The sequence below is a fragment of the Rhodanobacter sp. A1T4 genome, assembly GCF_014207185.1.
Taxonomy (GTDB): domain Bacteria; phylum Pseudomonadota; class Gammaproteobacteria; order Xanthomonadales; family Rhodanobacteraceae; genus Rhodanobacter.
In genome coordinates this window covers 596,503-621,626 of record NZ_JACHCP010000001.1, presented here as the reverse complement: position 1 = coordinate 621,626, position 25,124 = coordinate 596,503, and the positions used below count along the sequence as shown (strand labels likewise).

Below are 25,124 nucleotides of genomic sequence, written 5' to 3'. Positions count from 1 at the left end.
TCACGATGGGCATTCTGGATTTCCTGAAGCGCAAGCCCGAACCCACGGCCAATGTCGCCCGCGAGCGTCTGCGCATCATCGTCGCGCAGGAGCGCTCCAATCGCGGCGCACCCGACTATCTGCCGATGATGCGCAGCGAGTTGCTCGAGGTGATCAAGAAATACGTCCACGTCGACATCGAGGCGATCAGCATCAAGCTCGAGCAGGATAGCGGTCACGAGATCCTCGAGCTTTCCGTCGCCCTGCCGGACGGCAATTCGGCAACGAAGAGTGACACTGCGACCGGCTGAGCCCGGGCGTCGCCGGAGCGCTGAAATCCGGTACGCCGTCTGATCTGGCAACACCTCATGCATCCTCAAACCCAAGCCAGCATCTCCCCGGGCGAGCCGGTCGACAACGACCCGGCGAATACAGTGCTGCGCGTCGGTCAGCTCGGCTTCGATGCACCGGCAGCCCTGCTCGCCACCTTTGGCCTGAAGCTTGAGCGCGTCGCCGATAACGAGCCTATTCCCGGCAGTTTCTGGGGCGACGAGGAAGCCGGCATCATCGGCATCACGGTTTACGCACGTGACGACACGCCGGTGCACTCGCTGCTGCACGAAGCCGGGCACCTGATCGTGTTGCCTGAGGAAAGACGTCCGGACGTCCATACCGACGCCACTGATTCGATCGAGGAAGAAAACGCGACCTGCTACCTGCAGATCGTGCTGGCCGACCGTCTGCCCGGTGTCGGCCGCGAACGGCTGATAGCCGATATGGACGCCTGGGGCTATTCGTTCCGGCTAGGCTCGACACGTGCGTGGTTCGAGCAGGATGCGGCCGATGCACGCGCGTTTCTGCTGGAACGCGGCCTACCCTGCTGAGCGTCGGCCGGAGCACATCGACCCGGCCCGTCTGAGCGCCAACGCCACAGACAGACTCTGCTAATGTTGGCCGCTTATTTGGCTGCTGCGCTGGTCAGCGGCATAGGCTCGGGAGAAGACTGATGATGAAACTTACACAGGCGCTGATCGGCACGCTCGCCATCATGGCGCTTGGCAATTCTGTCGCTGCAGCGGAAACCACAGCTACCGCCGTGCCGGTGACATCTGCTGCAGACCAGGCATTCACTCGCCTGTCCGACAGTTATTTCGACACCTATTACTTCCCCACCAATCCCACCATGGCGACCGCCGACGGCCTGCACGACTTCGACGCCAAGCTGGAGGACTACTCGCGCGCCGGCGTCGATGCCAACGTCAAGGCGCTGCAGCAGTGGCAGACGAAGGTAGCCGCCATCGATCCGGCGAAACTCGGCGAGCGCGTACGCGGTGACCGCGAGCTGGTGCTGAACAATATTCGCAGCACCTTGCTCACCCTGCAGACGATCCGTCCCTGGCAGAAAAATCCGGACATCTATTCCAGCGGCATCACCAACAGCGCCTTCACGCTGATGGAGCGCAAGTTCGCGCCGCAGGAAACGCGCCTGCGTGACCTGATTGCGCGCGAGCAGCTGATGCCGGCGGTGCTCGCCGACGCCCACAAGAACCTCGACAACCCGCCGCTCATCTACACCCAGATCGCGCTGCAGCAGCTGCCCGGCCTGGTGCAGTTCTTCCAGAAAGATGTGCCATCGGCATTTACTGATGTCACCGATGCTGCGCTGAAAAAGCAGTTCGCCGACAGCAACGCCGCGGTGATCAAGTCGCTGCAGGATTACCAGACCTGGCTGAAGACCGAGGTGTTGCCGCGCTCGCACGGCGACTTCCGCATCGGTACCGTCGCGTTTCGCGACAAGCTCAAGTACGACGAGATGGTCAACATCCCGCTGGACCAGTTGATCGCGATCGACATGGCCAACATGAAGCAGAACCAGCAGGCCTTTGCCGAAGTCGCAAAGCAGCTCGATCCCAGCAAGACGCCGCAGCAGGTGCTGGCCGAGCTGGGTTCCGACTATCCCGCGTCGGACAAGATTCTCGATACCTTCCGCGCCACGTTCAACAACCTGGTCGGTTTTATCCAGCAGAAACAGATCATCACCATTCCCTCCGACGTGCGCCCGATCGTGGAGGAAACGCCGCCATTCATGCGTGCGATCACGTTCGCCTCGATGGATACGCCGGGACCTTACGAGACTGTGGCCAAGGAGGCCTACTTCAACGTCACCCTGCCCGAGCCGGACTGGACCGCGCAGCGCACGAAGGAGTTCATGGCGCAGTTCAGCTATCCGGTCATTTCCGCCATCGCCACGCATGAAGCCTATCCGGGCCATTACATCCAGTTCCTGTGGATGCACAAGCTGGACGACCGCGCGCGCAAGCTGCTTGGCGCCACCACCAACGTGGAAGGCTGGGCACATTACTGCGAGCAGATGATGCTCGACGAAGGGCTGGCGGCTTATGTCTATCCGAACGACAAGCATCAGCAACTGCTGCTACGCCTGGGCCAGTTGCAGGATGCCCTGCTGCGAAACGCGCGCTTCGTCGTCGGCATCAAGCTGCACACCGGTCAGATGACGATGGACCAGGCGATCGATTTCTTCGTCAAGCAGGGCTACCAGTCGCGCACGGTCGGCGAAGTGGAAACCAAGCGCGGCACCTCCGATCCAACCTATCTGTACTACACGCTGGGCAAATTGCAGATCATGAAGCTGCGCACCGACCTGGCCGCGAAGGAAGGCAAGAACTTCAACCTGCAGCAGTTCCACGACAGCTTCATGCAGCAAGGGTTTGCACCGATCGCGATCGTGCGCGAGACGATGCTGCACGACAAGTCGCCAACGCTTTGAGCGTATCCGCGGCGGGATCATTCTCGCCGCGGGACTGGCCGTGCTGATCATCGAGTTTTAAAGTTCTCCCAGCCACATCGCTTTGCACTGGAGGGCACCGTGACCACACGCCGACTTGCGTTGCTGTTCGATGGCACCTGGAACAAGCCCGAGTCGAATACCAATGTGGAACGGCTGCGGCGCCTTATCGCGCCCAACGATGCGGCAGGCCTGCCGCAACTCGCCACCTACATACCTGGTGTTGGCGTGTCCTCTGGCATAAAGCACCTGCTCGGTGGTGCGTTCGGTCTCGGCTTGTCGAACCACGTGATGGAAGGCTATCACTGGCTCTGCGAAAACTGGACACGCGGGGACGAGCTTTATCTTTTCGGCTTCAGCCGCGGCGCGTATACCGCGCGCAGCCTTTGCGGAATGATCCGCAAGTGCGGTCTGCTCAAACGCGATGCGCTTGGCCGAGTAGACAAGTCCGTCGTATCCGATGCCTATGATTTCTATCGCAATACAACGATCAAGCCGGACGATCTCGGCGCAATGGACTATCGTGCGGTACATTCGATCGAAATAGACGTCCACTTTATCGGCGTGTGGGATACGGTCGGCTCGCTCGGCATTCCCGATACTTCATCGTGGTTCCCATTCGCCCGCTCGCGCTATCGATTCCACGATACGGAATTGAGCAAGATCGTGAAGTATGCGTATCACGCGCTGGCACTGGATGAGCATTGCGCCGACTATGCACCAACGGTGTGGACACGTAATCCGTACACAACAAAGCCGGATGAAAGCATCGCCTCGAAAAAGGTCGAGCAAATTGATATCGAGCAGCGCTGGTTTATCGGCTCGCATGGTGACGTCGGCGGCGGTAACGATTGCGATGGTGCCGGACGCATACCTGACCCACTGCCGGATCTACCGCTGGCTTGGCTTCAGCGCAAGGCCATCGAAGCGGGGCTGGCCTGCAGCGAAATCGTGATTCCGGACGCTGACGCGGATACCGGGGTACCACGCAATTCGTATGTGGAATTCATGCATGGCATCTACAAATATTTCAAAGCGCCGTTCAACCGTACCTTCGGCACCGGGGTGAACGAAACCGTGGACGAATCGGTGTGGCAACGCTGGCGTATCGATTCCAGTTACCGGCCACCAACCCTTGCTCGGGCGCTTGCCGGCGCCGTTTTAATGCTGCCCGTCGCAGTGACCGAGCCGCTTCCGGCATCGATCGATCTGGCGATGTCCGACCAGGATGCATGAACCTGGCCGCAGGTTCGCAGGAGCAGCGAAAACTAGAGCGGCTCGGCGATTTCCGCCTGCAAGGTCACGCTGGCATCCGCTGTCGCCAGCGACTGATTTAGCGAACGCTGACTGATGCTGCAATACCACCACCAGGACAGCATGCCGCACACGCTCAGCGCTGATGCACCCAGCGCCAATGGCAACATGCTGCTTGAAAGCAGCGGCGAGAGCACGCCAGCGACGGCGCTGCACAAGATCAGGCTGGCAAATGCCTGTACGGAAGAAATGCTGCCACGCTGGTTGGGGAAGCGATCCAGCAACAGCAAGGTCAGCGTCGGAAATGCCAATTGCACACCGATGCCTTCCAGGGTCAGCGGTAACATTGACCACGGTAGCTGCGGCTCGCGGAATATCAGCGCCAATAAAATATGCAGCGCGCACGCTGACAGTAGCGCGGCATAACCGAGGTTCACCGTAAAACGCGCGCTGCGTCGTTCCGCCATCCGCCCGGATAGCCACGCGCCTCCGACCAAGCCAATCACCACCGGCATGAACAGCCATGGGAAACCTGCCGCCGAAAGATGCAGCAGCTCGCGCACGATGCGCGGCGCCGAGGAAATATAGAGAAACAGTCCGGCAAAATTGACCGAACTGGAAATCAGCAGTGGCCAGAACGCGCGATCACGGCTGAAGGACAGGTAGCTCGCCAGCAGCGGTCGTGGCGAAAACGACGTGCGCCGCGACGGCGGATGGCTCTCCTCCAGCAACAGCAGCAAGGCCAGCGACAGCAGCGCGGTAAACACCGTCAGCACCCAGAAAATGCCGTGCCAGCCACCGAATCCCAGCAGCAGGGCGCCAACCATCGGCGCGATCACCGGCGCCACGCCAAAGATCATCATTACCCGCGACATCAGCCGCTGCGCGTCGGCGCCTTGGAAGGTGTCGCGGATCACTGCCCGCCCCACGACCAGACCCGCGCCGGCACACATGCCCTGCAGGCCACGACAAACCAGAAGCATAGGGAACGAGGTCGACATCGCCGCACCGGCGGAGGCGAACGCGTACACCAGCATGCCCGTGGCAATGACCGGCTTGCGGCCGATCGCGTCGGAGATGGCACCGTGGAACAAGCTCATCGAGGCATAAGTGATCAGATATACGCTGATCAACTGCTGCAGGGCGACATCATCCACATGGAAACGCGCGCCGATCAGCGGGAATGCCGGAAACACCGCGTCGATCGAGAACGGACCGATCATCGACAACCCGGCAAGCAGCCACGGCAGGCTGCGCCGCACAGCGCGATGAGAGGAATTCATGACGACAATGGCTACTGGGAAAAGGCTGCGCAAGTATAAGACAGCCCGCGAACCAGGCACGCTTGACGATGCGCCCGCCAGATCGACTAGGATAAGCGCTGGATCAGCGATCGCAGTCTGTGACCGAATCCAAGGAGATGGCATACCTCCTGTTCCGCCGGCGCCTCCAGCTTCGGAAGAGCAAACCGCCTCACGCGTGACCAGCGACGAGGTTGATGATGCCTGCACCACCGGCTTCCGGCGGCGCAGGCGTGCCTGCTACCGCGGTAACCGGACACTTTGGATTTTGTCAGGAGACGCGTTATGGGGTTTACCGGAATTGTTGCCGTCGGCGTTGGCGGTGCCTTGGGCTGCTGGCTGCGCTGGGGTCTTGGCCTATTACTCAACCCGATGTTTCCCACGCTACCGCTGGGCACGCTGGCCGCGAATCTCGCCGGCGGCTTGATGATGGGCTGCGTGATGGGGGTGTTCGATCACTTCCAGACGCTGCCGCCCGAGCTGCGGCTATTCGTGTTCACCGGTTTTCTGGGCGGTTTGACCACCTTTTCCACTTTCTCGGCCGAGGCAACCACGTTGCTGTTGCGCCAGCAGTATTTCTGGTTTGGTAGCCATGTGGCCGTGCACCTGATTGGTTCGCTGACAATGACTGTGCTCGGCCTCATGCTTACTCGCAGCCTGCTGCGTCATTGATCCCGGAGTTCGCCATGAATGGCGTAATCGATATGAGGTGATTGCCATGAATCAGGAAACGCTGCAACAGGGTACGCATCTCTACTTCTACTGCCACGCACATACCAAGCACAACGGCATCTTGCTGACCGAATGGCTGCTGGAACAGGCCAAGCAGCACGGCCTCGGCGGTGGCTCCGTATTCCGCGCCATTGCCGGGTTCGGCCGACACGGCGTGCTGCACGAAGAGCAGTTCTTCGAACTGGCCGATGACTTGCCGGTCAAGATCGAGTTTCTGCTCGGTAACGCAGAGGCGGATGCATTGGTGCAACGGGTGAGGGACGCTGGCGTCGACGCCGTCTATGCACGTTCACCGGCAAGCTTTGCCTTGCTCGGTACAAAGTAGGCATCACGATGTCCGGCGGCTCTCTTCATCGTCGCTTGCTCAAACCAAACCCAGACTCCTATTGAGGAACGCATGAGTCAGGACACTCTGAAAGAACGCGCCAGCGCCTTGCTCGACCACGCCGGCATTCATCTGAACGGCAACGCATCAGCCGATCTGCGCGTACATGACGAACGCCTTTACGCTCGTGTGTTCGCCCACGGCTCGCTAGGCCTTGGCGAGTCCTATATGGACGGCTGGTGGGATGCGGATGATCTGCCGGCGCTGTGCACCAAGCTGCTCACCGCCGGGCTCGATCAGGAGCTGAAGACTCTCGACACCCTGCTCGCCCATCTCAAGGCGCGCTTCCTCAACTTGCAGCGCGGCGAGCGCGCATTCGAGGTCGGCAAGGTCCATTACGACCTCGGCAACGACCTGTTCCACGCCATGCTCGGCAAGCGGATGGTCTACTCCTGCGGTTACTGGGCCGAAGCGGACAATCTCGACGACGCGCAGGCCGCCAAGCTCGATCTGATCTGCCGCAAGCTGCAGCTCAAGCCGGGGCAACGCGTATTGGACATCGGCTGTGGCTGGGGCGAAGCGCTGAAGTATGCCGCCGAGCATTACGGCATTGAAGGCGTCGGCATCACCATCTCGCAGGAACAGGCCGAGTACGCGCGGCAGCTGTGCGCCGGGCTGCCGATCGAGATCCGCCTGCAGGATTACCGCGAGATCAACGAGCGCTTCGACGCGGTGTATTCCATCGGGATGTTCGAGCATGTCGGCGGCAGGAATTACCGTACTTATTTCGACGCCGTGCGACGCTGCCTCAAAGACGATGGCCTCTCGCTGCTGCACACCATCGGGAGCAATGGTCAGCCGGCGCAAACCGACCCCTGGATCGAGAAGTACATTTTCCCGAACTCGATGATCCCCGCCGCCAGCGAGGTCACCGCGGCACTGGAAGACCTGTTCGTGGTCGAGGACTGGCACAACTTCGGCACCGACTACGACCGCACGGTCACAGCCTGGCGCCACAACGTAGAGGCGGCGTGGCCGACGTTGCCGGCCAGCTACGACGAGCGGTTTCGTCGGATGTGGCGCTACTACCTGGCGGTTTCCGCCGCGGTGTTTCGCAGCCGGCGCGATCAGCTGTGGCAGCTCACGCTGAGCCCGCACGGCGTGGCAGGCGGGTATCGCGTGCCACGCTGATTTGTCCCACGCTGTGCGCGTTTTTTGCATCGCCACGACTGTCGCTTCGTGCCACCATCATTCATAGCGTCGTGGCGCATTCGCGCCATCGTTTACCGCAAGGACGATCATGCCCCTGTTTTGCCGTCGCCATCTCCTTCGCCTCGGGGCTCCCGCGCTGCTGGCGCTGGCGCTCGCAACACCCGCTTTCGCGCAACCGGCGCTGTGGGCAGTAAAAAGCGCGACCACGACAGTCTATCTGTTCGGTACCGTGCATCTGCTGCCCACCGATACCGACTGGCACTACCCGGTGCTGGACAAGGCGCTGGCTGCGAGTGATTCGCTGACCATCGAGCTGACCGACGATAACCCGGCAAATATGCAGGCGCTGGTAATGCAGTACGGGCTCGACCCTACGCACCCACTGTCCGACCAGCTCACCACGGCTGAAAATGCCACGCTGGCCAAGGCTGCGGAAACCGCCGGCATCCCCGGTGGCACGCAGACCATCGAGATCATGCGACCATGGCTGGCGGCGCTCACGCTGGCTATGGCGCCGCTGATCAAGGCAGGCCTCGATCCAGCGCATGGCGTCGACAGGCTATTGCAGGCGCAGATGGTCAAGGCCGGCAAACCGGTCAACGGGCTGGAAACCTCCGAACAACAGATCCGCTTTCTGGCCGACCTATCGCCCGAACTACAGCTGGATTTTCTCCGCTCGACTCTGCACGACGTCGACAAGGACAGTACCGAGCTGACCAGCCTGATCAGCGCCTGGAAAGCCGGCGATACCGCTGCCATCGCGCGCCTGGAAGACGAGGATGTACGCAAGGAATCACCGGAGCTGTATAAAACCCTGATCGTCGATCGCAACAAGGCTTGGGCGACAAAAATTGCCGCCTTGCTGCAGCATCCCGGCACCGTCTTCATCGCCGTCGGCGCCGCGCATCTGGCTGGCCCGGACAGTGTGCAGGCTCAATTAGCCAAGTTGGGAATCACCACGCAGACCCGCTGATCCTGTCGCACGCGCAGATCGCGGAGGCTCAAAAACTTGCCGTGAGCTTCGTAGTATGGATGCTGTTTTGACCAATGCGGATGGTGTACGAGTCCATCTTGCCCAGGTCCTTGTAGGAAACGCTCATGCTTGTGGCAACGGCATTTTGCTGTTTGTTATTACTGTTCGTCTTACCCGCTTTCTTGCCATGCGAGCCTGGCACGACAACCGGCGGTGGCGGTGGCGGTGCGGTGGCGATTTCAATGCTGTAAGCGTGGCCCGGCTGCACGTCCTTGATATCGAACGAAAGCCAGTTGATGTCATTCGCGTGGGAAGCGACCACGCCCACATGGTGCTCTCCGGGCAAAACGCGCACCCACACCGTATTGCCGGCGTTGTAAGGGTTCCAGGTACTCCTGTCGTCAACCCGGATAATCCCGCAAGTGAAGCCAGGTACCTCCGCGCAAGAGAAAATCGCCGTATCCGAAAGCGGATGCCGCTTGTCGGCATAGGCGATCTTCGGATGTTTGTCGATGATCGAGGCGCAACCCGCCAGCAGTGCGCAAGCCAAAACCGCCATATTGCGTAGATAGTGCATCGGCCTCACCTTGGATTGCGGCCACGTTTGTCCGCTTTGATTCTAGCCTAACCGACTCTTCATCTGGCACCATCGACCGGCTACGTGCCCTGCCACGTACCCCTGATCGAAACCAAGCCATGAACCTGCAAGCCAATTACGAACAGATCCCGCTCAAGGAATACGCAGAGCGGGCCTACCTCGACTACTCGATGTACGTGGTGCTGGACCGCGCCCTGCCCTTCGTCGGTGACGGCCTGAAGCCGGTGCAGCGCCGCATCATCTACGCGATGAGCGAGCTGGGCCTGGCCGCCACCGCCAAGCCAAAGAAATCCGCCCGCACCATCGGCGACGTGATCGGCAAGTTCCATCCGCACGGTGACAGCTCCTGCTACGAGGCGATGGTGCTGATGGCGCAACCGTTCTCGTATCGCTACCCACTGGTCGACGGCCAAGGCAATTTCGGCTCGCCGGACGATCCGAAAAGCTTCGCCGCGATGCGCTATACGGAATCCCGCCTGAGTCCGATCGCCGAGGCCCTGCTGGGCGAGCTAGGCCAGGGTACGGTCGACTGGGTACCGAACTTCGACGGCACCATGGACGAGCCGAGCTGGCTGCCCTCGCGCGTGCCGCATGTGCTGCTCAATGGTTCGATGGGCATTGCCGTGGGCATGGCCACCGACATCCCGCCGCACAACCTGCGCGAGCTGGCCAGCGCCTGCATCCGCCTGCTGGACGATCCCGATGCCACCGTCGCCGACCTGTTCGAGCACGTGCGCGGGCCGGATTACCCAACCGAAGCCGAAATCATCACCCCGCGCAGCGATCTGCTGACGATGTACCAGAACGGCATCGGCTCGGTGCGCGCCCGCGCGGTCTACCAGCGTGAGGAAGGCAACACGGTGATCACCGCGCTGCCGCACCAGGTCAGCCCGTCGAAAATCCTCGAGCAGATCGCCGCGCAGATGCGCGCCAAGAAACTGCCGATGATCGAGGACCTGCGCGACGAGTCCGATCACGAGAATCCCATCCGCCTGGTCATCGTGCCGCGCTCCAACCGCGTCGATGCCGACGAGATGATGCAGCACCTGTTCGCTACCACCGATCTGGAAAAGAGTTTCCGCGTCAATCTCAACATGATCGGCCTGGACGGCCGGCCGCAGGTGAAGGATCTCAAGCGCATCCTCAGCGAATGGCTGAGCTTCCGCACCAGCACGGTCACGCGTCGACTCGAGCACCGACTGGCCAAGGTTGAACGCCGCCTGCACCTGTTGGAAGGCCTGCGCATCGCCTACCTCAATCTCGATGAGGTGATCCGCATTGTGCGCACCGAAGATGAGCCGAAAGACGTGCTGATGGCGCGCTTCAAGCTCAGCGAAGAGCAGACCGACTACATCCTCGAAACCCGCCTGCGCCAGCTGGCCCGGCTCGAGGAAATGAAGATCACCGCCGAGCGTGACCAGCTTGAAGAGGAGCGCGCCAAGATCAACGTGCTGCTGAAGTCCCCTGCCAAATTGAAGAGCCTGATCAAGGAAGAGTTGCGCGCCGATGCCGCCAAGTTCGGTGACGACCGCCGCTCGCCGCTGGTGCAGCGCGACGCCGCGCAGGCGCTGGACGAAAGTGCGCTGGTGGTCAGCGAGCCGGTGACCGTGGTGCTGAGCCAGAAGGGCTGGGCCCGCGCGGCCAAGGGCCATGACATCGACGCCGAAGGCCTGAACTACCGCGACGGCGACGGCCTGCTGGCGTCGGTGAAGGCGCGCACCACCCAGCAGGTGGCCTTTATCGACTCCACCGGCCGCAGCTATTCCACACCAGCCCACACGCTGCCTTCGGCGCGCGGCAACGGCGAGCCGCTGACCGGCCGCTTCAGCCCGGCCGGTGGCGCCAGCTTCGACGCGGTGATCGCCGGCGACAACGACACCCGCCTGATCCTGGCCAGCGATTTCGGCTACGGCTTCGTCACCCGCTTCGAATCGCTGACCGGTCGCAACAAGGCCGGCAAGCAGACCATCAGCCTCACCGACAAGGCCAAGGTGCTGGCGCCGCAGATCAGCACCGACCCCGCGCGCGACCGCGTCGTGGTGGTCACCACCGAAGGCCACCTGTTGATGTTCTCGGTCGCCGAACTGCCTGAGCTGGACAAGGGCAAAGGCAACAAGCTGATCGAGATTCCCAAGGCCAAGCTCACCTCCGGCGACGAGCGCGTGGCCGGGGTGGCCGTGGTCAGCGAGGGCAAGGGTGAAGTCACCCTTTACGCTGGTCAGCGTAAACTCACGCTCAAGTGGTCGGATCTGGTGGAATACGGCGGCAATCGGGCTACGCGTGGCGGTTTGCTGCCACGTGGCCTGCGTCGGGTCGAGCGGATCGAGACCACCGGCTGAGCAACGGCGGCAGGAACTTCCTGCCGCACTGCGCTTTCCAATGTGAATGTACACGCCCAGCCGGCTGGCGCGTTTCACTTGTCAGGTCCTCGGAGCACGTATGAACATCAAGCCATTACTTCTCGCCTCGGCTATCAGCGTGTTGGCGAGCTCCGCGTGGGCGCAATCAACCAACCAACCGCTCAACCTCAAACTGCCTAGCAATCTTCCTGCTGGCAGCAGCACGGCGGCGGCGCCAGCGTCCAGCGCAACAACCGCGAACACGCCCGCACCCACCAGCGTCCATCCCGGCACGGTGGTCAGCAACGGCCGCACCGCAAATACCAGCACGGCGACGAATACGCCCCCCATCAGCACCACCCCGGGCGTCTATTACGGTGATACCAGCGGCCGGCTCGGCGACGACGGCAAGGCCGATGCCCAGACCTGCGACGACTCCAAGTTCAACAACGCGCAAGTCCACGGTGCGGTCAGCACGGGAGTGGCCACCGGCAGCCACATGGGGACCAGCACCTATCAAGGCGCGACGGTCAACGTGACCAAAGCCTTCGGCGATTGCGATCATCCGTCCGGCGGCGTCAGTTTCTCGATCAGCGTGAACCAGAACCAGTTCAGCGGCGGCCGTTACCGCGGCTACTGATGGGGCCAAGAAACCACGGCCGGCGGATCACAAACGCGTATACGACCACGACTGCATGCGGCCGTCGCGATACGGCATGACGCCATGGAACGGCCGCGGGTCCTCATCGAATACCAGCGGCAGGAAATGCCGGTCGCCTTCCCACATCGGTAGCGACATGAGCCGGTCGCGCGCCACCCATTCCAGCTTGCCTTCGTCATTGCTTCCGAATGCCGTACCGGCGTAGCTGTCGATCAAAAATATAAAGCCCAGCCAGTCCTCACCGTTCTTGCCGAAGCCGGGCCAGTTGAGGGTGCCACGCAGCTGCATGGATTCGCAGGTGATGCCGGCCTCCTCGAGAATCTCGCGGCGCATGCAGGCGGCGATATCCTCGCCCGGCTCCATCTTGCCGCCCAGGCCGTTGTACTTGCCCAGATGCTGATCATCCGGCCGCGCATTGCGATGAATCATCAAAACTTCGCGGCGATCTGGCGAGAGCACATAGCCCAGTGTGGCCACGATCGGGGTGTAAGGCATGGGTTGACGCCGCCAGTAAAACGCCAAGTTTAGCGGCAGACATGGGGCTATGCCTCAGCAAGTGCTGAACGACCCTTGCCTGCGGACTTGCGCAGACCGGGCCGGCCGGCGACCATCAGAAGATGTGCCCTCTCACTTCGCCTTCATCCTCTCATCCCTTTGCCTGCCGCCCTTTGTTGCGTTGGGCCTTGGCGTTTGTGTTGCTCACCAACCTGCTCGGCTGCGCTGCGCCCGCGCGGGCAGTCGACAGCAGCGAGCTGACGTTCGACGGGCAAAACTACCGCGTGGTGCATCTGGATCTCAAGCGCGAAAAGCTGAGCCTGCACTGGCGCGACCCGCAGACATCGCAGCCGTTCGGCAGCATCGATGCTCTGCGCCAATGGGGCGAAGCCCATGGCCAGAAGCTGCTGTTCGCGGCCAACGCCGGTATCTACGACAAACAATCCGTGCCGCTGGGCCTGTATGTGGAAAACGGCAAGACCGTGGTGCCGCTGAATCTCAATCACGGCAACCCCGCGTCGGGCAATTTTTCACTACTGCCCAATGGTGTATTTGTGGTCTATCCCGATGGCCACGCCGCCGTGCGCACCAGTAGCGATTTCAAGGCTGACGGTCAGCACGCGCAGTGGGCTAGCCAGTCCGGCCCCATGCTGGTGATTGACGGCAAGCTCAATGATCAGTTCATCGACGCTTCCGACAGCATGAAGTGGCGCAGTGGCGTCTGTGTAAAAACCTCCAGCGAAGTCGTCTTTGCGGTGAGCGAGACGCCAGTGAATTTCCACACGTTTGGACGGCTATTCAGGGATGAGCTGGGCTGCCAGGACGCGCTGTATCTGGACGGCAGCATTTCGCAGATCTATGTCGACGGCAACGGCTACGCCGGCGCGCCGGCTTTCATGGTGAAGCCGTATGCCGGCATCTTCGCCGTGTTTGTCGCGCAATGACTTCGCTGCGCAGGCACATCGTCAGAAGCTTGCTGGTCGCCATTGTCGTGCTGTTGCTGATCGCCATTATCACGGCATGTTGGTTGCTCGCCGGCAGCCGCGCGCGGCTTGATGGGCAGCGACCGTTTCCCGGCCTGAGCGCCAGGGTCAGCATCGGCCGGGACGCGTTGGGCACCGTCACCATCGATGGTGCCAACCGCGACGACATCAGCTTTGCATTGGGCTATGTGCACGCGCAGGAGCGCTTCTTCGAGATGGACCTGATGCGCCGCATGCCGGCCGGCGAGCTGGCCGAGCTGGTCGGGCCGGCTGCACTGCCCAGCGACCTCAATCATCGCCGCCATCGCCTGCGTGCCGTGGTCGAAGCCGCGTACGCTCAGCTGTCGCCAACGCAGAAGCATCAGCTCGACCGCTACCGTGACGGCGTCAATGCCGGACTCGCCGATCTGCACGTGCGGCCGTGGGAATACCTGCTACTGGGCAGCCAGCCGCAGCCGTGGCGATCGGAAGACAGCGCGCTGGTGATTGCCGCGATGTACCTGGATTTGAACGGTGACGGCCGCAACGAGCGCGAGCTGCGACTGGCGCAGATGCGCTCGGTACTGCCCGGCCCACTGGTGGATTTCCTGATGGCGCCCGATCCCGACTGGGAGGCGCCACTGGATAATCAGCTGTCGCCACGACAGGCCGTTCCCGATGCCAGCGTCTTCGACCTGAATCGTCTCGCCACAGTCGACAAACCGACCGACCTCACCGCCGCGCTGCTTCCCGCGCTTGATGCGCCGCGTCCGGGCAGCAACAGCTTTGCTGTCGCCGGCTCGCTCACCGATACCGGTGCCGCCATGGTCGCCAACGACATGCACCTGGGCCTGCGCGTACCCAACATCTGGTTCCGTGCGCGTCTGCGCTATCCCGACGCCAGCGCGCCGAACGGACAACGCGATATCAACGGCGTCACCCTGCCCGGCACGCCAGCGATGATCGTGGGCTCCAACGGCCAGATCGCCTGGGGTTTCACCAACAGTTACGGCGACTGGCTGGACTGGGTTCGTGTACAACGAGACCCGACCAACGCCAGCCGCTACAAGGTGCCCGAAGGCTGGGCGAATATCGACGTCCACGATGAACATATCCACGTCAAAGGCAAACCCGACACCGTTCTGAAAGTCGAGGACACACGCTGGGGTCCGATCATGGCCAGCGATGTCGATGACACGCCGCTGGCGCTGGCCTGGATCGCCGATCAACCACGCAGCTATAACGTCACACTGATGCAGCTGGAGCAGACGACCGACACGCATGCGGCACTCGATCTCGCCCCGCAGTTTGGCATGCCGCCACAGAACTTCGTGGTTGCCGACAGCACCGGTCATATCGGCTGGACGCTGGCCGGCAACAGCATTCCGCTGCGCGCCACTATTGATCCGCTGCGGCCTTCAGACTGGTCAAAGCCCGGCAGCGGCTGGCAGGGCTGGGCCACACCGGCGCAGTATCCACGCATCGAAAATCCTTCAGATGCGCGTCTGTGGACAGCCAACAACCGAACGGTGAGCGGCGATGCACTGGCTCTGCTCGGCAACGGCGGCCACGACCTTGGTGCCCGCGCACAGCAGATCCGTGACGACTTGCGCGCGCAGAATAAATTTGCTCCGAACAATCTGCTCGACGTACAGCTGGACAACCGCGCCGTGCTGCTGACGCGCTGGCAGCAGCTGCTGCAACAGACACTCGCCGATACGCATGACCCCGAGCTGCAAACGCTACGCCAACTCACCGCCACCTGGCGCGGCCGCGCCGATGTCGACAGTGTCGACTACCGGCTAGTGCGTGCCTTCCGCACACAGGTGACCGAAGTCGTGCTGTCGCCGTTCGTGGCGCGGGTCAAACAACGCTATGGCGACTTTGCGTGGCCGGCCGAAAATGCCGCCGAAGGCGCGGTCTGGAATCTGATCACCACGCAGCCAGCCAACCTGCTCAATCCGACCTATCGCGACTGGCATGCACTTTTGCTTGCTGCCGCCAGCCACGTCGCCAGCGAACTCGACAAGCAGCCTGGCGGCCTCGCTGCGCGAACCTGGGGTGAAAAGAATCGCAGCGACATCAGGCATCCGCTTTCCGTTGCCCTGCCCAAGTGGCTAGGCCGCACCCTCAACATGCCCGACGATCCATTGCCCGGCGACAACAACATGCCGCGCGTCGCCGCTCCCGGCTTCGGCGCCTCCGAGCGCTTCGACGTTGCCCCAGGCCACGAGGCCCAGGGCATCCTCGAAATGCCCGGTGGCCAGAGCGACAACCCGCTATCACCCTACTACGGCGCCGGCCACGCGGACTGGGTCAACGGCAAGCCCACACCGCTGCTGCCAGGACCGGCACAACACACGCTGGCCCTCGAACCCAGCGCTGTGGCTGAATAACGGTTTCGCGGAATGCGAACTCGGCTACGACCCAGAGCAGTAGAGTGCCTACCCCGGCAAGTGATCAACAACCAGCGCTTTGTTCAAGCGCCCCGGGAAACGAGCAAAACGCTTCGCTCAATGAGGCCCGACTTGATGCTGCACGGCCATCAACAGGTTAAGTGAACGCCCCGGCTTTTTCGGAACAAGCCAGAGCACTCAGAATGTCAGCGCCACGCCTACTTCAACCCGCTGCATGATCGAGGTCGAGTTGGGCTCGGAGAAATCGTTATTGACACCCATGCCATAGCCGTAGCGCTGCCAGCGGTAGTCGGCGGTGACGTGGAAATTGTAAGTCAATGCGTAGTCGACACCCAAGCTGAGCATCACGGTATCGTGGTTACCGAGAATAATCGGGCCGTTAGTCCCGTTAATGTACTCACCATTCCCCAGATCGATCAGCCCTTCCAGCGCCGGCGCGTGCACGCTCGCGTTGTACAGGTAGCCCAACTGCGCTTCAGCGCTCAACACCAGCACGTCTGTGACCGCATATTGGCCGATGACACCAGCGCTGATGACACTATGCTTGTAGTACTCGGAATAATCGCCTTCACCGCCTCCGTCCAGGCGATCCCAATGATGCTGCGCATAATCCAGATAAGGAATCAGCTGGACCGTTTCATCCTCATTGAGTGTAAAGGCCTTGCCGCCACGAATATTCCAGTCGAACAAGCGCGTTGGCGTACGTTGCGTAACAGGCGTTTGCGCCCCCGTGAGCAGGTTCACCAGGGCGCCATCGTAGGTCGTTGAGCCGCTGGCGTAGCTTGCCGATACGGCAAAATACAAATCGCTGATATTCCGCCAGTCACGCTGCGTGGTGGCGTACAGGCGGTAAGAGGGTTTGACGTCGCCATAGTTGCCATCGGCGGTCGCACCGTTAATGAACTCGCTATAGTTCTGGTGCTGCGATCCGAGACTCAGGCCAACCACATTGTTGGCGCTATAAAACGCGTAATTGTCCGTGGCATGGACGACCGGCAACACGCCGGCAGCGCCAATGGCTGCTGCAAGCGCAACGATTGCGTGCTTCATAGAATACTTCCCTGTAAACGCGTGGCGTGAATGCTATGGCGTCGTGCGCGCCAGACTCTACCGGATATCCTAAGCCTTGGCTAGGCGGTTCCCCGCCATTGTTCGCGGTCGTCCGCAGCGCTACCCCCTGCATCGCGAAGGCCACCTCGCCCAGTTGTGCACGGCCAAGTTGTCCCGAACATCCGGCCCGCCGTTGCCCTGGATCTCCCAGCTAATGGTGGACGGTGCACGGCCCAAGCGGATGGACTGTAAGAACGTTCCTCCGAATAGCTTCGTCGGAGGAAATCCGGCGCAGGTCATTCCTTCGATCGATGGCTAAACACCTGGGCTAGCAAAGCGAGGTAGAACGTCTGCTTCCGCGACCCTCTACGGACATTGAACCTCCAGTCTTTGCCGCTATTCTCGACCCATGATGCGAATGTGCCGCTCCTTTTTCATGGAACACCATAAGATGCTTCGTAGATTGTTCTTGGCGATCTCCACGCGCCCGCCAATTGCCGCGCTGAAAGGACCGGACCAGCGAAATGACGTATCGCCGGCGTCAGGTCCTTGCGCATGCAACTTTATAGCGATGGAGTACTACGCAGGAATCTTGAATAGGACGTTTCTCGTATCTGCATTTTCGAGCGGCATCGGTGCCATGCGCGTGCGAGGCGTGATGGCGAACCCTGGCTATATGGCGCCTGATATCGCAAGTAACCCAATGACCTACGTGGACCCGGGAATCCTTCAGCGATATCGCAATGCGTCATCTGATCCGAAAAGCTTTCTTAATTTGGACGGTGCAAACTTCTATTACTCGATGCCGGATATCGTTTCCATATCGACAGATATGAGTCGTAAGTGGGGAATGGGTAACGTTCGCTATTCCGGCCGCATCGTCCTGCACCTCGAAAAAAGTAAGGCGCGAGAACTGATTTTGCTTGGTGCACAGGACGTTCAGCGCATTGCTGATGAGCTGCAAAATCTATGGCAGCAACGCTAGACGACGCGCTAAATCAGAAAGTTTGCACGGAATTTTTTCGAACGAGCCGACGTAACATTTAGTACGCCTAAATGTCGGCCTCTGGCCGTGAGCGGACCTTGCGCTTTGGAAATCACGGCAATCTCGGAATGCCCTCCCGAAGCGGACGTTTCGGATGACGTCGCCACCAGTTGCCCTAGCGTGCTGGAACCCAGCCAAGTCCGAGGCTCTTTTGCAGTGACACGAAATCTTTCAGCAGATCGGCGCGTCCCTGGACGAGGTTTTGCTGCGCGGAGAATTGTGTGCGTTGCGTATCCAGCAAATCGATCAGCGAGGAGGCACCCGCGTCGTAACGTTGGCGCATCAACGTCGCGGAACGATCGGCTGACGCTTCGATCTGCTGCAAGCGAGCAACGCTTTCGCGTTGATGACCGTAGCGAGATAGCGCGTTGTTGGCGTCCTGCAATGCAGCGAGTACGGTTTGCGCATAGCGGGCGTCGGCTTCGTCGCGGTTCGCTTCGGCCTGACGAATACTGCTGCGCGTGCGTCCAAAGTCAAACACATTCCATTGCAGATAGGGCACACCGAGCCAGGTGAGTGAGCTCCTTCGTGTCAAGTGTCCGGGATCGGCGGCGTTGGAGCCGACGAAACCCAACATCGTCACCTTGGGAAACAAATCGGCGGTGCGTTCGCCGATCTGCGCGTTGCTCGCGGCAAGCCGACGTTCGGCCGCGCGAATATCCGGGCGCTGCTGCAACATCCTTGCCGGATCATCGATTGGCACGGTCGCGGGCATAACAGGCAACGGTGCAGGTGCCGATAATTCACGGTCGAGTGCGCCGGGAGCTTGGCCGGTAAGCACGGCGAGTTGGTCGAGCGACTCGGAGATCTGCTCGTCCAGCGGAATGAGTGTCGCGCGGGTGTTTTCCACTTGCGTGGTTTGACGTTCGACATCGGCATCGCCGGCGACGCCGCGCGCGCGCCGCTGCTGGATCAAGACGAGTGTTTGTTGTTCGAGTTCCGCCGATTGATTGGCTAACGTCAGGCGCTGCTGTTGGTCGCGCAGACTGATGTATGCCTGCGCCACTTCGGCAGCCAGCGACACCTGCGTATCGGCGAGATCGGCGTCGACGGCATCAGCCTGGGCCGAGGTAGCCTCGATCGCGCGGCGCGTGCCGCCAAACAGGTCCAACTCCCATGACGCGTCGAAGCCGGCGGTGTACAGCTGCAACGGACCTTGCCCCTGCGACGTGCGGATGGATTGCCCTGCTGGCGTCGTTTGGCTCGTGTTGGTCTGCGATGTTTGCAGGCCGGATAAATCCGGCTCCCGTGTGCGTAGCGCGGCCGCATCGGCTGACACAGTCGGCAACGCTTCGGCACGCTGCTGTTGCAGCTGTGCACGCGACTCGCGCAAACGGGCCTGCGCCGCTTGCAAATCCTGGTTGTGCGCCAACGCCGCGTCGATCAATGCGCTCAGTTGCGCATCACCGAGCGTGTTCCACCATTGGCCTGGCGCGTGCGCCGATGTGATGCCCGTCACCGGTGTACGTACAAAAGTGTTGGCGTGCCCTGCGCCACCTGCTACGTCCGGCGCGCCACGATAATCGGGGCCAACGGTGCAGCCTGGCAACGCCGCGAGCGAGGCGAGCAGCGCGAAAAACAGGACGCGCGAAACATATGAGTCGCTTGTACGCATGACTAAGATCCTTAGTGACCAGCGGCGGCTGGCGCGCCATAGCTGGGCGTCTTCAGCAGCAACGCGAGTGGAATGCAGCACAGCAGTGCGATGCCCAGCACGTAGAAGACTTCGGAAAAAGTGATCACCATCGCTTGCTGCTGAATCTGCGCGGCAAGCTGGCCGAGCGCGCGCATCTTCGCGTAGGCCATATCACCGGTCCGCGCGAACCAGCCGGCTGCGTTGGCGGCGAGACGATCCTGGCCCAACACCGAATTCGCCGTCAGCGATTCGCGGATGGTCGCCACATGAAACGTATTGCGCCGGTCGATCACGGTGCCGATGACGGCCAAGCCGATCGAGCCACCGAGGTTACGCGCCATGTTGTAAACACCGGCGGCGTCGCCAGCCTCCTCCCGGGTTACCGCTGCCATTGACGCCTGGTTCAACGGCATGAACACCAGCATTTGGCCCGCGCCGCGAATCAACTGCGACCAGAAGAAATCATGACCGACGCTCTGCGCCGTCAAATGGATGTCCAACATGCAGCTCACCACGAAACACATCAGGCCGGTGATCACCATGATTCGAAAATCGACCTTGCCCAGCAGGCGCGGCAGCATCGGCATCATCAGAAAGGCCGGCACGCCGGAGACCAGCATTACCCAGCCCGATTGCTCTGCGTTGTATCCGGCGATCAAACCAAGGAATTGCGGTATCAGATAGATGACCGAATAGAACACCGCGCCGACCACCAGCACGATAAGAATGACGCTGGCATAACGCGGATTGCGGAGCAGGCTCAAGCGCATTACCGGTCTCTTGGCGGTGAACTGCGAGATCGCGATTAGCACCATGCCGGCCAGCGACAACAGACTTAGCCAGACGATCATGTTGGACTCGAACCAACGTTCGCGCTGGCCTTCCTCCAACACCACCGTCAACGAGCTGAGGCCGGCCGAGAGTCCGGCGATACCCAGCCAGTCGGCCTGTTTAAGTGCATCCCATTGCGGATGATCCGGCGGCAGACCAAGCAACAGCAACGCGATCAGACCGATGCACACTGGCAAGTTGATGAAAAAGCACCAGCTCCAGCTGATGTTTTCCGTAAGCCAACCGCCCAGCACCGGGCCCAGCAATGGTCCGAGCAACACGATCAAACCAAAGAGCGTCATGCCGATCGGCAACTGCGACATCGGCAGACGACTGCGAATGATGGTTTGGCCGGTCGGAATCATCGCGCCACCGGTCAGGCCCTGGCCGATGCGGCCGATGATCATTGCCGTCAACGTGTGCGACAAGCCGCACATCATCGAGAACAGGATAAACAGCACCGCGGCGCCCAGCAGAAATTTGCGCAAACCGAATACGCGCGTCAGCCAGGCGGCCAGCGGAATAATCACGATTTCCGACATCAGGTAACCAGTCGAAATCCAGGTGCCTTCCGTACCCGTGGCACCGATTTCACCCTGGATCTGCGGCAACGCGGAATTGGTGATGGAGATGTCGAGCGTGGCCATCAACGCGCCGAGCGAACCGGCGGCCACGGCGATCCAATCCGCGGCACTGGCACGTTCGGGGTGACTGGCCGGCATGGCTGCCGTCTCAGCCATGACTATTGCCTGCTGTCGTCACCGACTGATCGTCTTGCGCAGGGCGTGTATCCACGTCTACCGTCACCGACAAACCGGGAACCAGCAATTTCCGCGTATTCGCATCAGCATCGATGCGGATGCGCACCGGTACACGCTGCACGATCTTGGTGAAATTGCCGGTCGCGTTTTCAGGTGGCAGCAACGCAAACTGCGAACCGGTGCCCGGCGCGAAGCTGTCGACCACACCGTGCAGATCGGCGCCCGCCAACGCATCCACATGCAGACTCGCACGTTGACCTGCGCGCATCCGGCCGACTTGGGTCTCCTTGAAGTTGGCCGTGAGATAAATGCTCTGCACCGGCACGACGGTCATCATCCGCGTACCGGGTTGCGCGTACTGCCCCACGCGTACCGTGCGGTCACCGATGCGACCGGCCAGCGAACTGCGAATCAAGGTGTCTTGCATATCGAGCTGCGCCTGACGCGCCGATGCCTCCGCCACTTCCAGTTGCGCCTGCGCTTGCATGAGCTGAGCGTTGAGATCAGCCATTCGCGCTTGCGCCTGATCAAGCGCCGCAGCATCGGCGCTCAGCGTTGCGCGCGCCTGATCACGGTTGGTGGTCAACACCGATAGCTGATCGCCGCTTTCGGCACCGGTTGTCGCCAGCGGTCCGTAGCGACGCACTTCGTCTTCGGCATGGCGGCTGTTGACCGCTGCAGCTTGTTGTTGCGCCTTTGCCTGTTCGATAGCAGCACGCTGCTGCGGAACGCCAGCCTGCGCGCGCAGGATATCCGCCTTGCGCGCATCGATCGTGGCCTGGGCTTGATCCAGCGCGGCCTGATATTGGCGACTATCGAGCCTCACCAATGGATCGCCGACCTTTACCGGAACGTTGTCGCCGACGTAAACGTCGGTGACATAGCCACTGACCTTCGGGGCGACCGTGACGCTGTCGGCCTGCAGGTAGGCATCGTCCGTGCTCTGGATAAAGCGACCCACCAGCCACCAGTAAGCGAGGGCCAACACCGCCGCGATGGCCAACACAACGCCGGCTGGCATGAGGAAGCGGCGTATTTTCGACGGGCGCGCCGGTGGAGCAGCACCTTTCGAGGCATCGGCGTCCGATGCAGATCCAGTCGTAGTGGGCATGGGGAGTCGTCCAAAAGTATTCCAAGTGGAATATTTATTCCGATTGGAATACTTTTGTCAAATGTTATTGTTGGGGCGCCAGCAGGAGAAAACTCGCATGAGAGCCAGCGCATGAGTCCAACCAAGCGTCCCCGTCGCCCCACGGCGGGCGGTTACGCACGTGGCGACGAAACGCGCCAGCGAATCATCGCCGCGGCTATCAAGCTGTTCGGCGAGCATGGTTTCGCCGGTGCTTCGACACGCGACATCGCCGCCGCCGCCGGGGTCAACGCGCCGGCACTGCAGTACTACTTCGAAAACAAGGAAGGCGTGTATCAGGCGTGCGCCGAATACATCACGAACGATCTCAGGGACCGCTTCGCGCCAGCCATGCGGCAAGCCAATGACATATTGAAGGGTAATGGCGACATGGATGCCCTGATCGATGCGTTCATCGGTATCCAGGCAGTGACCCTGGACAGCGTGCTTTTGCAACCGCATGTGTCGAAAAGACGACTCTTCGTTGCTCGAGAGCTCGCCGACGAAGAAGCCAATGTCGCTTCCAAACTGCTCCATCGACGATTGAAGCAGCCACTGAACAAGGTGACCCTGGCCTTGCTTTCGCGCATTACGGGCGCCAGCGTCAACGACTCCGTCACACGCATCCGGATGCTCACGCTCAAAGGCCAGATCATGCCGTTCTACCATCCTCCAGGGGCTTGCCTCGATCTGCTCGGATGGAAGGAGATCGACACGGCCAAGGGCGCATTGCTGAAAGCGACCGTACTGGAACAGACACGCACCTTGCTCAATAGCTGGCGCGTTGTATCGACAACGAACCATACAAAATAGCAGCGTCCGTTTTCGACAATAGCCGACATCAAACTTGCCCATAAATTGCTCAAGAAGGCTGGAGCCGCGAGAACCTGCAAGTTCGCCCCTCTATACAAATCAAAATCCATTTGCGTTAGAGAGCGCTAGATACTGCAAACTACATATAGATTTTGCATTTTCGACAGGGGATACAAGACATGGCATCACGTACGCGTTGGCTTCTTATTGCTGGCATATTTTTGATATCTGTTGCGGCCTGCTTGTCGTTATGGCCCTGGGGCGAGACTCGATCATCTGCCGATACAATTGCAACTGCGCATCCAGCAGTCAAACGGCTTACGCCACCAGAAACAGTAAACGCGCCTCCCTTTGATGATGATCAGCTCAATCAATTCCTGACTGCCGCCAGGCAGGCAGAGGCGATTTCCGACCAGCTACAAAGGTGCCTTCACTATCCTGATCCGCCGGGGCTTGCCTGGTCAAAGACAGTAACCTCTGCCTACTGCCACTATCAATTCGATCCGTGGGTGACACCGTATGAAGCACGGGATCTCATTCAAACCGGACATGCGGCGGAACTGGATAGGCGCCTTGCCGATGCGATGCACGCACAGTCGTCGCAGCCAGGAATGCAGGGAGCTCTGGATCGTACGTTCAACATAGATTTCAGGAATGGATCCGAAGAAACCCGCGCGCTCATGGATGCCTGGAAGCGCCAAATGCCTATGAGTCCTTTCGCATTGGCTGCCAGTGGCACGGCATACGTGCAAATGGCTCAGCAGATTCGCGGCTCCGAGTACGCTGCGAAGACGCCGCAGAGTTCCTTCGAATCGATGAGCCGCTTACTTGAAAGTGGGCGCACGGACCTCGACCAGGCAGTCAAGCTTGATCCGCATATGACTCCCGCCTACACAGCGATGATTTACGCGGGCACATTGGAAAGTGATGGTCCCTACCTGATGAGCGCGGCCAAACGTGGCCTCGCGGTAGATCCAGCTAATTACACAATTTATGCGCGCTTGGTCTGGATGGCGCAGCCCAAATGGGGCGGCTCTGTGGGAGAAATGCAGCGAATCATTGCTAGCGCCCAGCATCACGTCAGCGAAAACCCTTTGCTGAAGTTGCTTGTATCAGAGAGCAGTGGCGGCGAAGCCTATGTCGAGAATTGTCCTTGCAACCCTGTCACAGAGTTCAACCTCTACCGACAAGTATTTGCCGAGACGGCGCCGGTCGGTATGCTGATGAGCGCTGGTTGGGCGGCCAAGAATCGCAATTCTCCCGTCCTGTCGGTCATTTATCGCTCGCAATTGCTTCGTTTCGATCCAAGCCAGATCGATCAACGCGAAAGCCGTGCATTTGACCTGCCAGCGTTAGGTTATTCGGACTGGGCGGTTGCCGAAGGCAACGCACTGATTAAACTGGCTCCGCAAGATGAAAATGCATTCGATGCGCGCGGCCTGGCCTATGAGTCAACTGGAAATTTTAATGGTGCCATCGAGGACTATGAGCAAGCATTACGCATGAATCCGTCGGACTCGTGGACTTTGATCGAGCTCGGAAATATCTACGTCAATTCGAGTCATGATTGGGATAAAGGCTGGGCAGTGGCCAATCGGCTGATTCAGATGAGCCCTGACAATCCTCAGGGTTGGCTGCTTCGGGCGAGCATTCAGAAAGATCAGCCACGCGACGGACTAGATCAAACAATTTCTGATTTTGTCGCGCGATTCGGCAACGACCCGGCCCAGCGAGGTCCCGTTGCAGAGATGCGTGCGATGCAAAAGGACGTACATTCGTAATGTCCGCCGCCGAAAGCGGACGGT

Annotated in this window: 22 protein-coding genes and 1 riboswitch; of the genes, 15 read left to right on the top strand and 7 right to left on the bottom strand. The window is 60.6% G+C overall.

Going from position 1 to position 25,124, the window contains the following annotated elements; translation table 11 throughout:
- Positions 1 to 5: 5 nt before the first annotated feature.
- From minE to HDE80_RS02815, 4 genes are all read left to right on the top strand, one after another.
- Positions 6 to 290: a cell division topological specificity factor MinE gene (gene minE, locus HDE80_RS02830; protein ID WP_184667617.1), complete on the top strand. Its 285-nt coding sequence runs from the start codon at positions 6 to 8 to the stop codon at positions 288 to 290.
- Between the two features lie 57 nt (positions 291 to 347).
- On the top strand, positions 348 to 863 hold the full coding sequence (locus HDE80_RS02825; RefSeq protein WP_255483546.1) for a hypothetical protein: 516 nt from the start codon (positions 348 to 350) through the stop codon (positions 861 to 863).
- Between the two features lie 122 nt (positions 864 to 985).
- Complete coding sequence (locus HDE80_RS02820) at positions 986 to 2,767, top strand: DUF885 domain-containing protein (protein WP_221437387.1); 1,782 nt, start codon at positions 986 to 988, stop codon at positions 2,765 to 2,767.
- Positions 2,768 to 2,866: 99 nt separating this feature from the next.
- On the top strand, positions 2,867 to 4,021 hold the full coding sequence (locus tag HDE80_RS02815; RefSeq protein WP_184667616.1) for a DUF2235 domain-containing protein: 1,155 nt from the start codon (positions 2,867 to 2,869) through the stop codon (positions 4,019 to 4,021).
- Positions 4,022 to 4,053: 32 nt separating this feature from the next.
- Here the strand turns inward: HDE80_RS02815 and HDE80_RS02810 are convergent, their stop codons facing one another.
- Positions 4,054 to 5,322: a multidrug effflux MFS transporter gene (locus tag HDE80_RS02810; protein WP_184667614.1), complete on the bottom strand. Its 1,269-nt coding sequence runs from the start codon at positions 5,320 to 5,322 to the stop codon at positions 4,054 to 4,056.
- Between the two features lie 124 nt (positions 5,323 to 5,446).
- Positions 5,447 to 5,554: riboswitch (Fluoride riboswitch) on the top strand.
- A 71-nt stretch (positions 5,555 to 5,625) separates the two neighbouring features.
- Between HDE80_RS02810 and crcB the strand changes: the two genes are divergently transcribed.
- The 4 genes from crcB (at position 5,626) to HDE80_RS02790 (ending at position 8,582) form a co-directional block, all read left to right on the top strand.
- Positions 5,626 to 6,012 (top strand): fluoride efflux transporter CrcB, encoded by a 387-nt coding sequence (gene crcB / locus HDE80_RS02805; RefSeq protein WP_184667612.1) that lies wholly within the window; start codon positions 5,626 to 5,628, stop codon positions 6,010 to 6,012.
- 46 nt (positions 6,013 to 6,058) lie between these two features.
- The gene (locus HDE80_RS02800; RefSeq protein WP_184667610.1) at positions 6,059 to 6,397 is read left to right on the top strand and encodes a DUF190 domain-containing protein; all 339 of its coding nucleotides are present in this window, start codon (positions 6,059 to 6,061) and stop codon (positions 6,395 to 6,397) included.
- Between the two features lie 72 nt (positions 6,398 to 6,469).
- The gene (gene cfa / locus HDE80_RS02795) at positions 6,470 to 7,588 is read left to right on the top strand and encodes a cyclopropane fatty acyl phospholipid synthase (RefSeq protein ID WP_184667608.1); all 1,119 of its coding nucleotides are present in this window, start codon (positions 6,470 to 6,472) and stop codon (positions 7,586 to 7,588) included.
- A gap of 109 nt (positions 7,589 to 7,697) precedes the next feature.
- On the top strand, positions 7,698 to 8,582 hold the full coding sequence (locus HDE80_RS02790; protein ID WP_184667606.1) for a TraB/GumN family protein: 885 nt from the start codon (positions 7,698 to 7,700) through the stop codon (positions 8,580 to 8,582).
- A gap of 28 nt (positions 8,583 to 8,610) precedes the next feature.
- Here HDE80_RS02790 and HDE80_RS02785 read toward each other — a convergent pair whose 3' ends face one another.
- Positions 8,611 to 9,159 (bottom strand): hypothetical protein, encoded by a 549-nt coding sequence (locus HDE80_RS02785; RefSeq protein WP_184601456.1) that lies wholly within the window; start codon positions 9,157 to 9,159, stop codon positions 8,611 to 8,613.
- Between the two features lie 119 nt (positions 9,160 to 9,278).
- On the opposite strand from HDE80_RS02785, the gene parC reads away from it, so the two are divergent.
- Both parC and HDE80_RS02775 read left to right on the top strand, forming a co-directional pair.
- A complete protein-coding gene (parC, locus tag HDE80_RS02780; RefSeq protein ID WP_184601457.1) occupies positions 9,279 to 11,519 on the top strand; it encodes a DNA topoisomerase IV subunit A in 2,241 nt (746 codons plus the stop codon).
- Between the two features lie 100 nt (positions 11,520 to 11,619).
- Positions 11,620 to 12,159: a hypothetical protein gene (locus HDE80_RS02775; protein WP_184667604.1), complete on the top strand. Its 540-nt coding sequence runs from the start codon at positions 11,620 to 11,622 to the stop codon at positions 12,157 to 12,159.
- A gap of 27 nt (positions 12,160 to 12,186) precedes the next feature.
- Here HDE80_RS02775 and HDE80_RS02770 read toward each other — a convergent pair whose 3' ends face one another.
- A complete protein-coding gene (locus tag HDE80_RS02770) occupies positions 12,187 to 12,675 on the bottom strand; it encodes an 8-oxo-dGTP diphosphatase (protein WP_184667602.1) in 489 nt (162 codons plus the stop codon).
- Positions 12,676 to 12,863: 188 nt separating this feature from the next.
- On the opposite strand from HDE80_RS02770, the gene HDE80_RS02765 reads away from it, so the two are divergent.
- Together HDE80_RS02765 and HDE80_RS02760 are read left to right on the top strand one after the other, a co-directional pair.
- On the top strand, positions 12,864 to 13,619 hold the full coding sequence (locus HDE80_RS02765) for a phosphodiester glycosidase family protein (protein ID WP_255483545.1): 756 nt from the start codon (positions 12,864 to 12,866) through the stop codon (positions 13,617 to 13,619).
- Positions 13,616 to 16,033: a penicillin acylase family protein gene (locus HDE80_RS02760; RefSeq protein ID WP_184667598.1), complete on the top strand. Its 2,418-nt coding sequence runs from the start codon at positions 13,616 to 13,618 to the stop codon at positions 16,031 to 16,033. Before HDE80_RS02765 ends, HDE80_RS02760 begins: the two co-directional genes overlap by 4 nt.
- A gap of 198 nt (positions 16,034 to 16,231) precedes the next feature.
- On the opposite strand, the gene HDE80_RS02755 is transcribed toward HDE80_RS02760, so the two are convergent.
- Positions 16,232 to 17,104 (bottom strand): hypothetical protein, encoded by an 873-nt coding sequence (locus HDE80_RS02755; protein WP_184667596.1) that lies wholly within the window; start codon positions 17,102 to 17,104, stop codon positions 16,232 to 16,234.
- A gap of 451 nt (positions 17,105 to 17,555) precedes the next feature.
- On the opposite strand from HDE80_RS02755, the gene HDE80_RS02750 reads away from it, so the two are divergent.
- Positions 17,556 to 18,089, top strand: coding sequence for a hypothetical protein (locus HDE80_RS02750; RefSeq protein ID WP_184667594.1), 534 nt, complete (start codon positions 17,556 to 17,558; stop codon positions 18,087 to 18,089).
- Between the two features lie 175 nt (positions 18,090 to 18,264).
- Here HDE80_RS02750 and HDE80_RS02745 read toward each other — a convergent pair whose 3' ends face one another.
- Genes HDE80_RS02745 through HDE80_RS02735 form a run of 3 tightly spaced genes read right to left on the bottom strand, consistent with a single transcriptional unit; the run spans position 18,265 to position 22,488 of the window.
- On the bottom strand, positions 18,265 to 19,764 hold the full coding sequence (locus HDE80_RS02745; RefSeq protein ID WP_184667592.1) for an efflux transporter outer membrane subunit: 1,500 nt from the start codon (positions 19,762 to 19,764) through the stop codon (positions 18,265 to 18,267).
- Positions 19,765 to 19,775: 11 nt separating this feature from the next.
- Entirely contained in the window at positions 19,776 to 21,356 is a 1,581-nt protein-coding gene (locus HDE80_RS02740; RefSeq protein ID WP_184667590.1) for an MDR family MFS transporter, read from the bottom strand.
- The gene (locus HDE80_RS02735; RefSeq protein ID WP_184667588.1) at positions 21,349 to 22,488 is read right to left on the bottom strand and encodes an HlyD family secretion protein; all 1,140 of its coding nucleotides are present in this window, start codon (positions 22,486 to 22,488) and stop codon (positions 21,349 to 21,351) included. Before HDE80_RS02735 ends, HDE80_RS02740 begins: the two co-directional genes overlap by 8 nt.
- A gap of 111 nt (positions 22,489 to 22,599) precedes the next feature.
- Here HDE80_RS02735 and HDE80_RS02730 point away from each other — a divergent pair, with 111 nt between their 5' ends.
- Together HDE80_RS02730 and HDE80_RS02725 are read left to right on the top strand one after the other, a co-directional pair.
- Positions 22,600 to 23,319 (top strand): CerR family C-terminal domain-containing protein, encoded by a 720-nt coding sequence (locus tag HDE80_RS02730; RefSeq protein WP_184667586.1) that lies wholly within the window; start codon positions 22,600 to 22,602, stop codon positions 23,317 to 23,319.
- Positions 23,320 to 23,498: 179 nt separating this feature from the next.
- A complete protein-coding gene (locus tag HDE80_RS02725) occupies positions 23,499 to 25,100 on the top strand; it encodes a tetratricopeptide repeat protein (protein ID WP_184667584.1) in 1,602 nt (533 codons plus the stop codon).
- Positions 25,101 to 25,124: the final 24 nt, after the last annotated feature.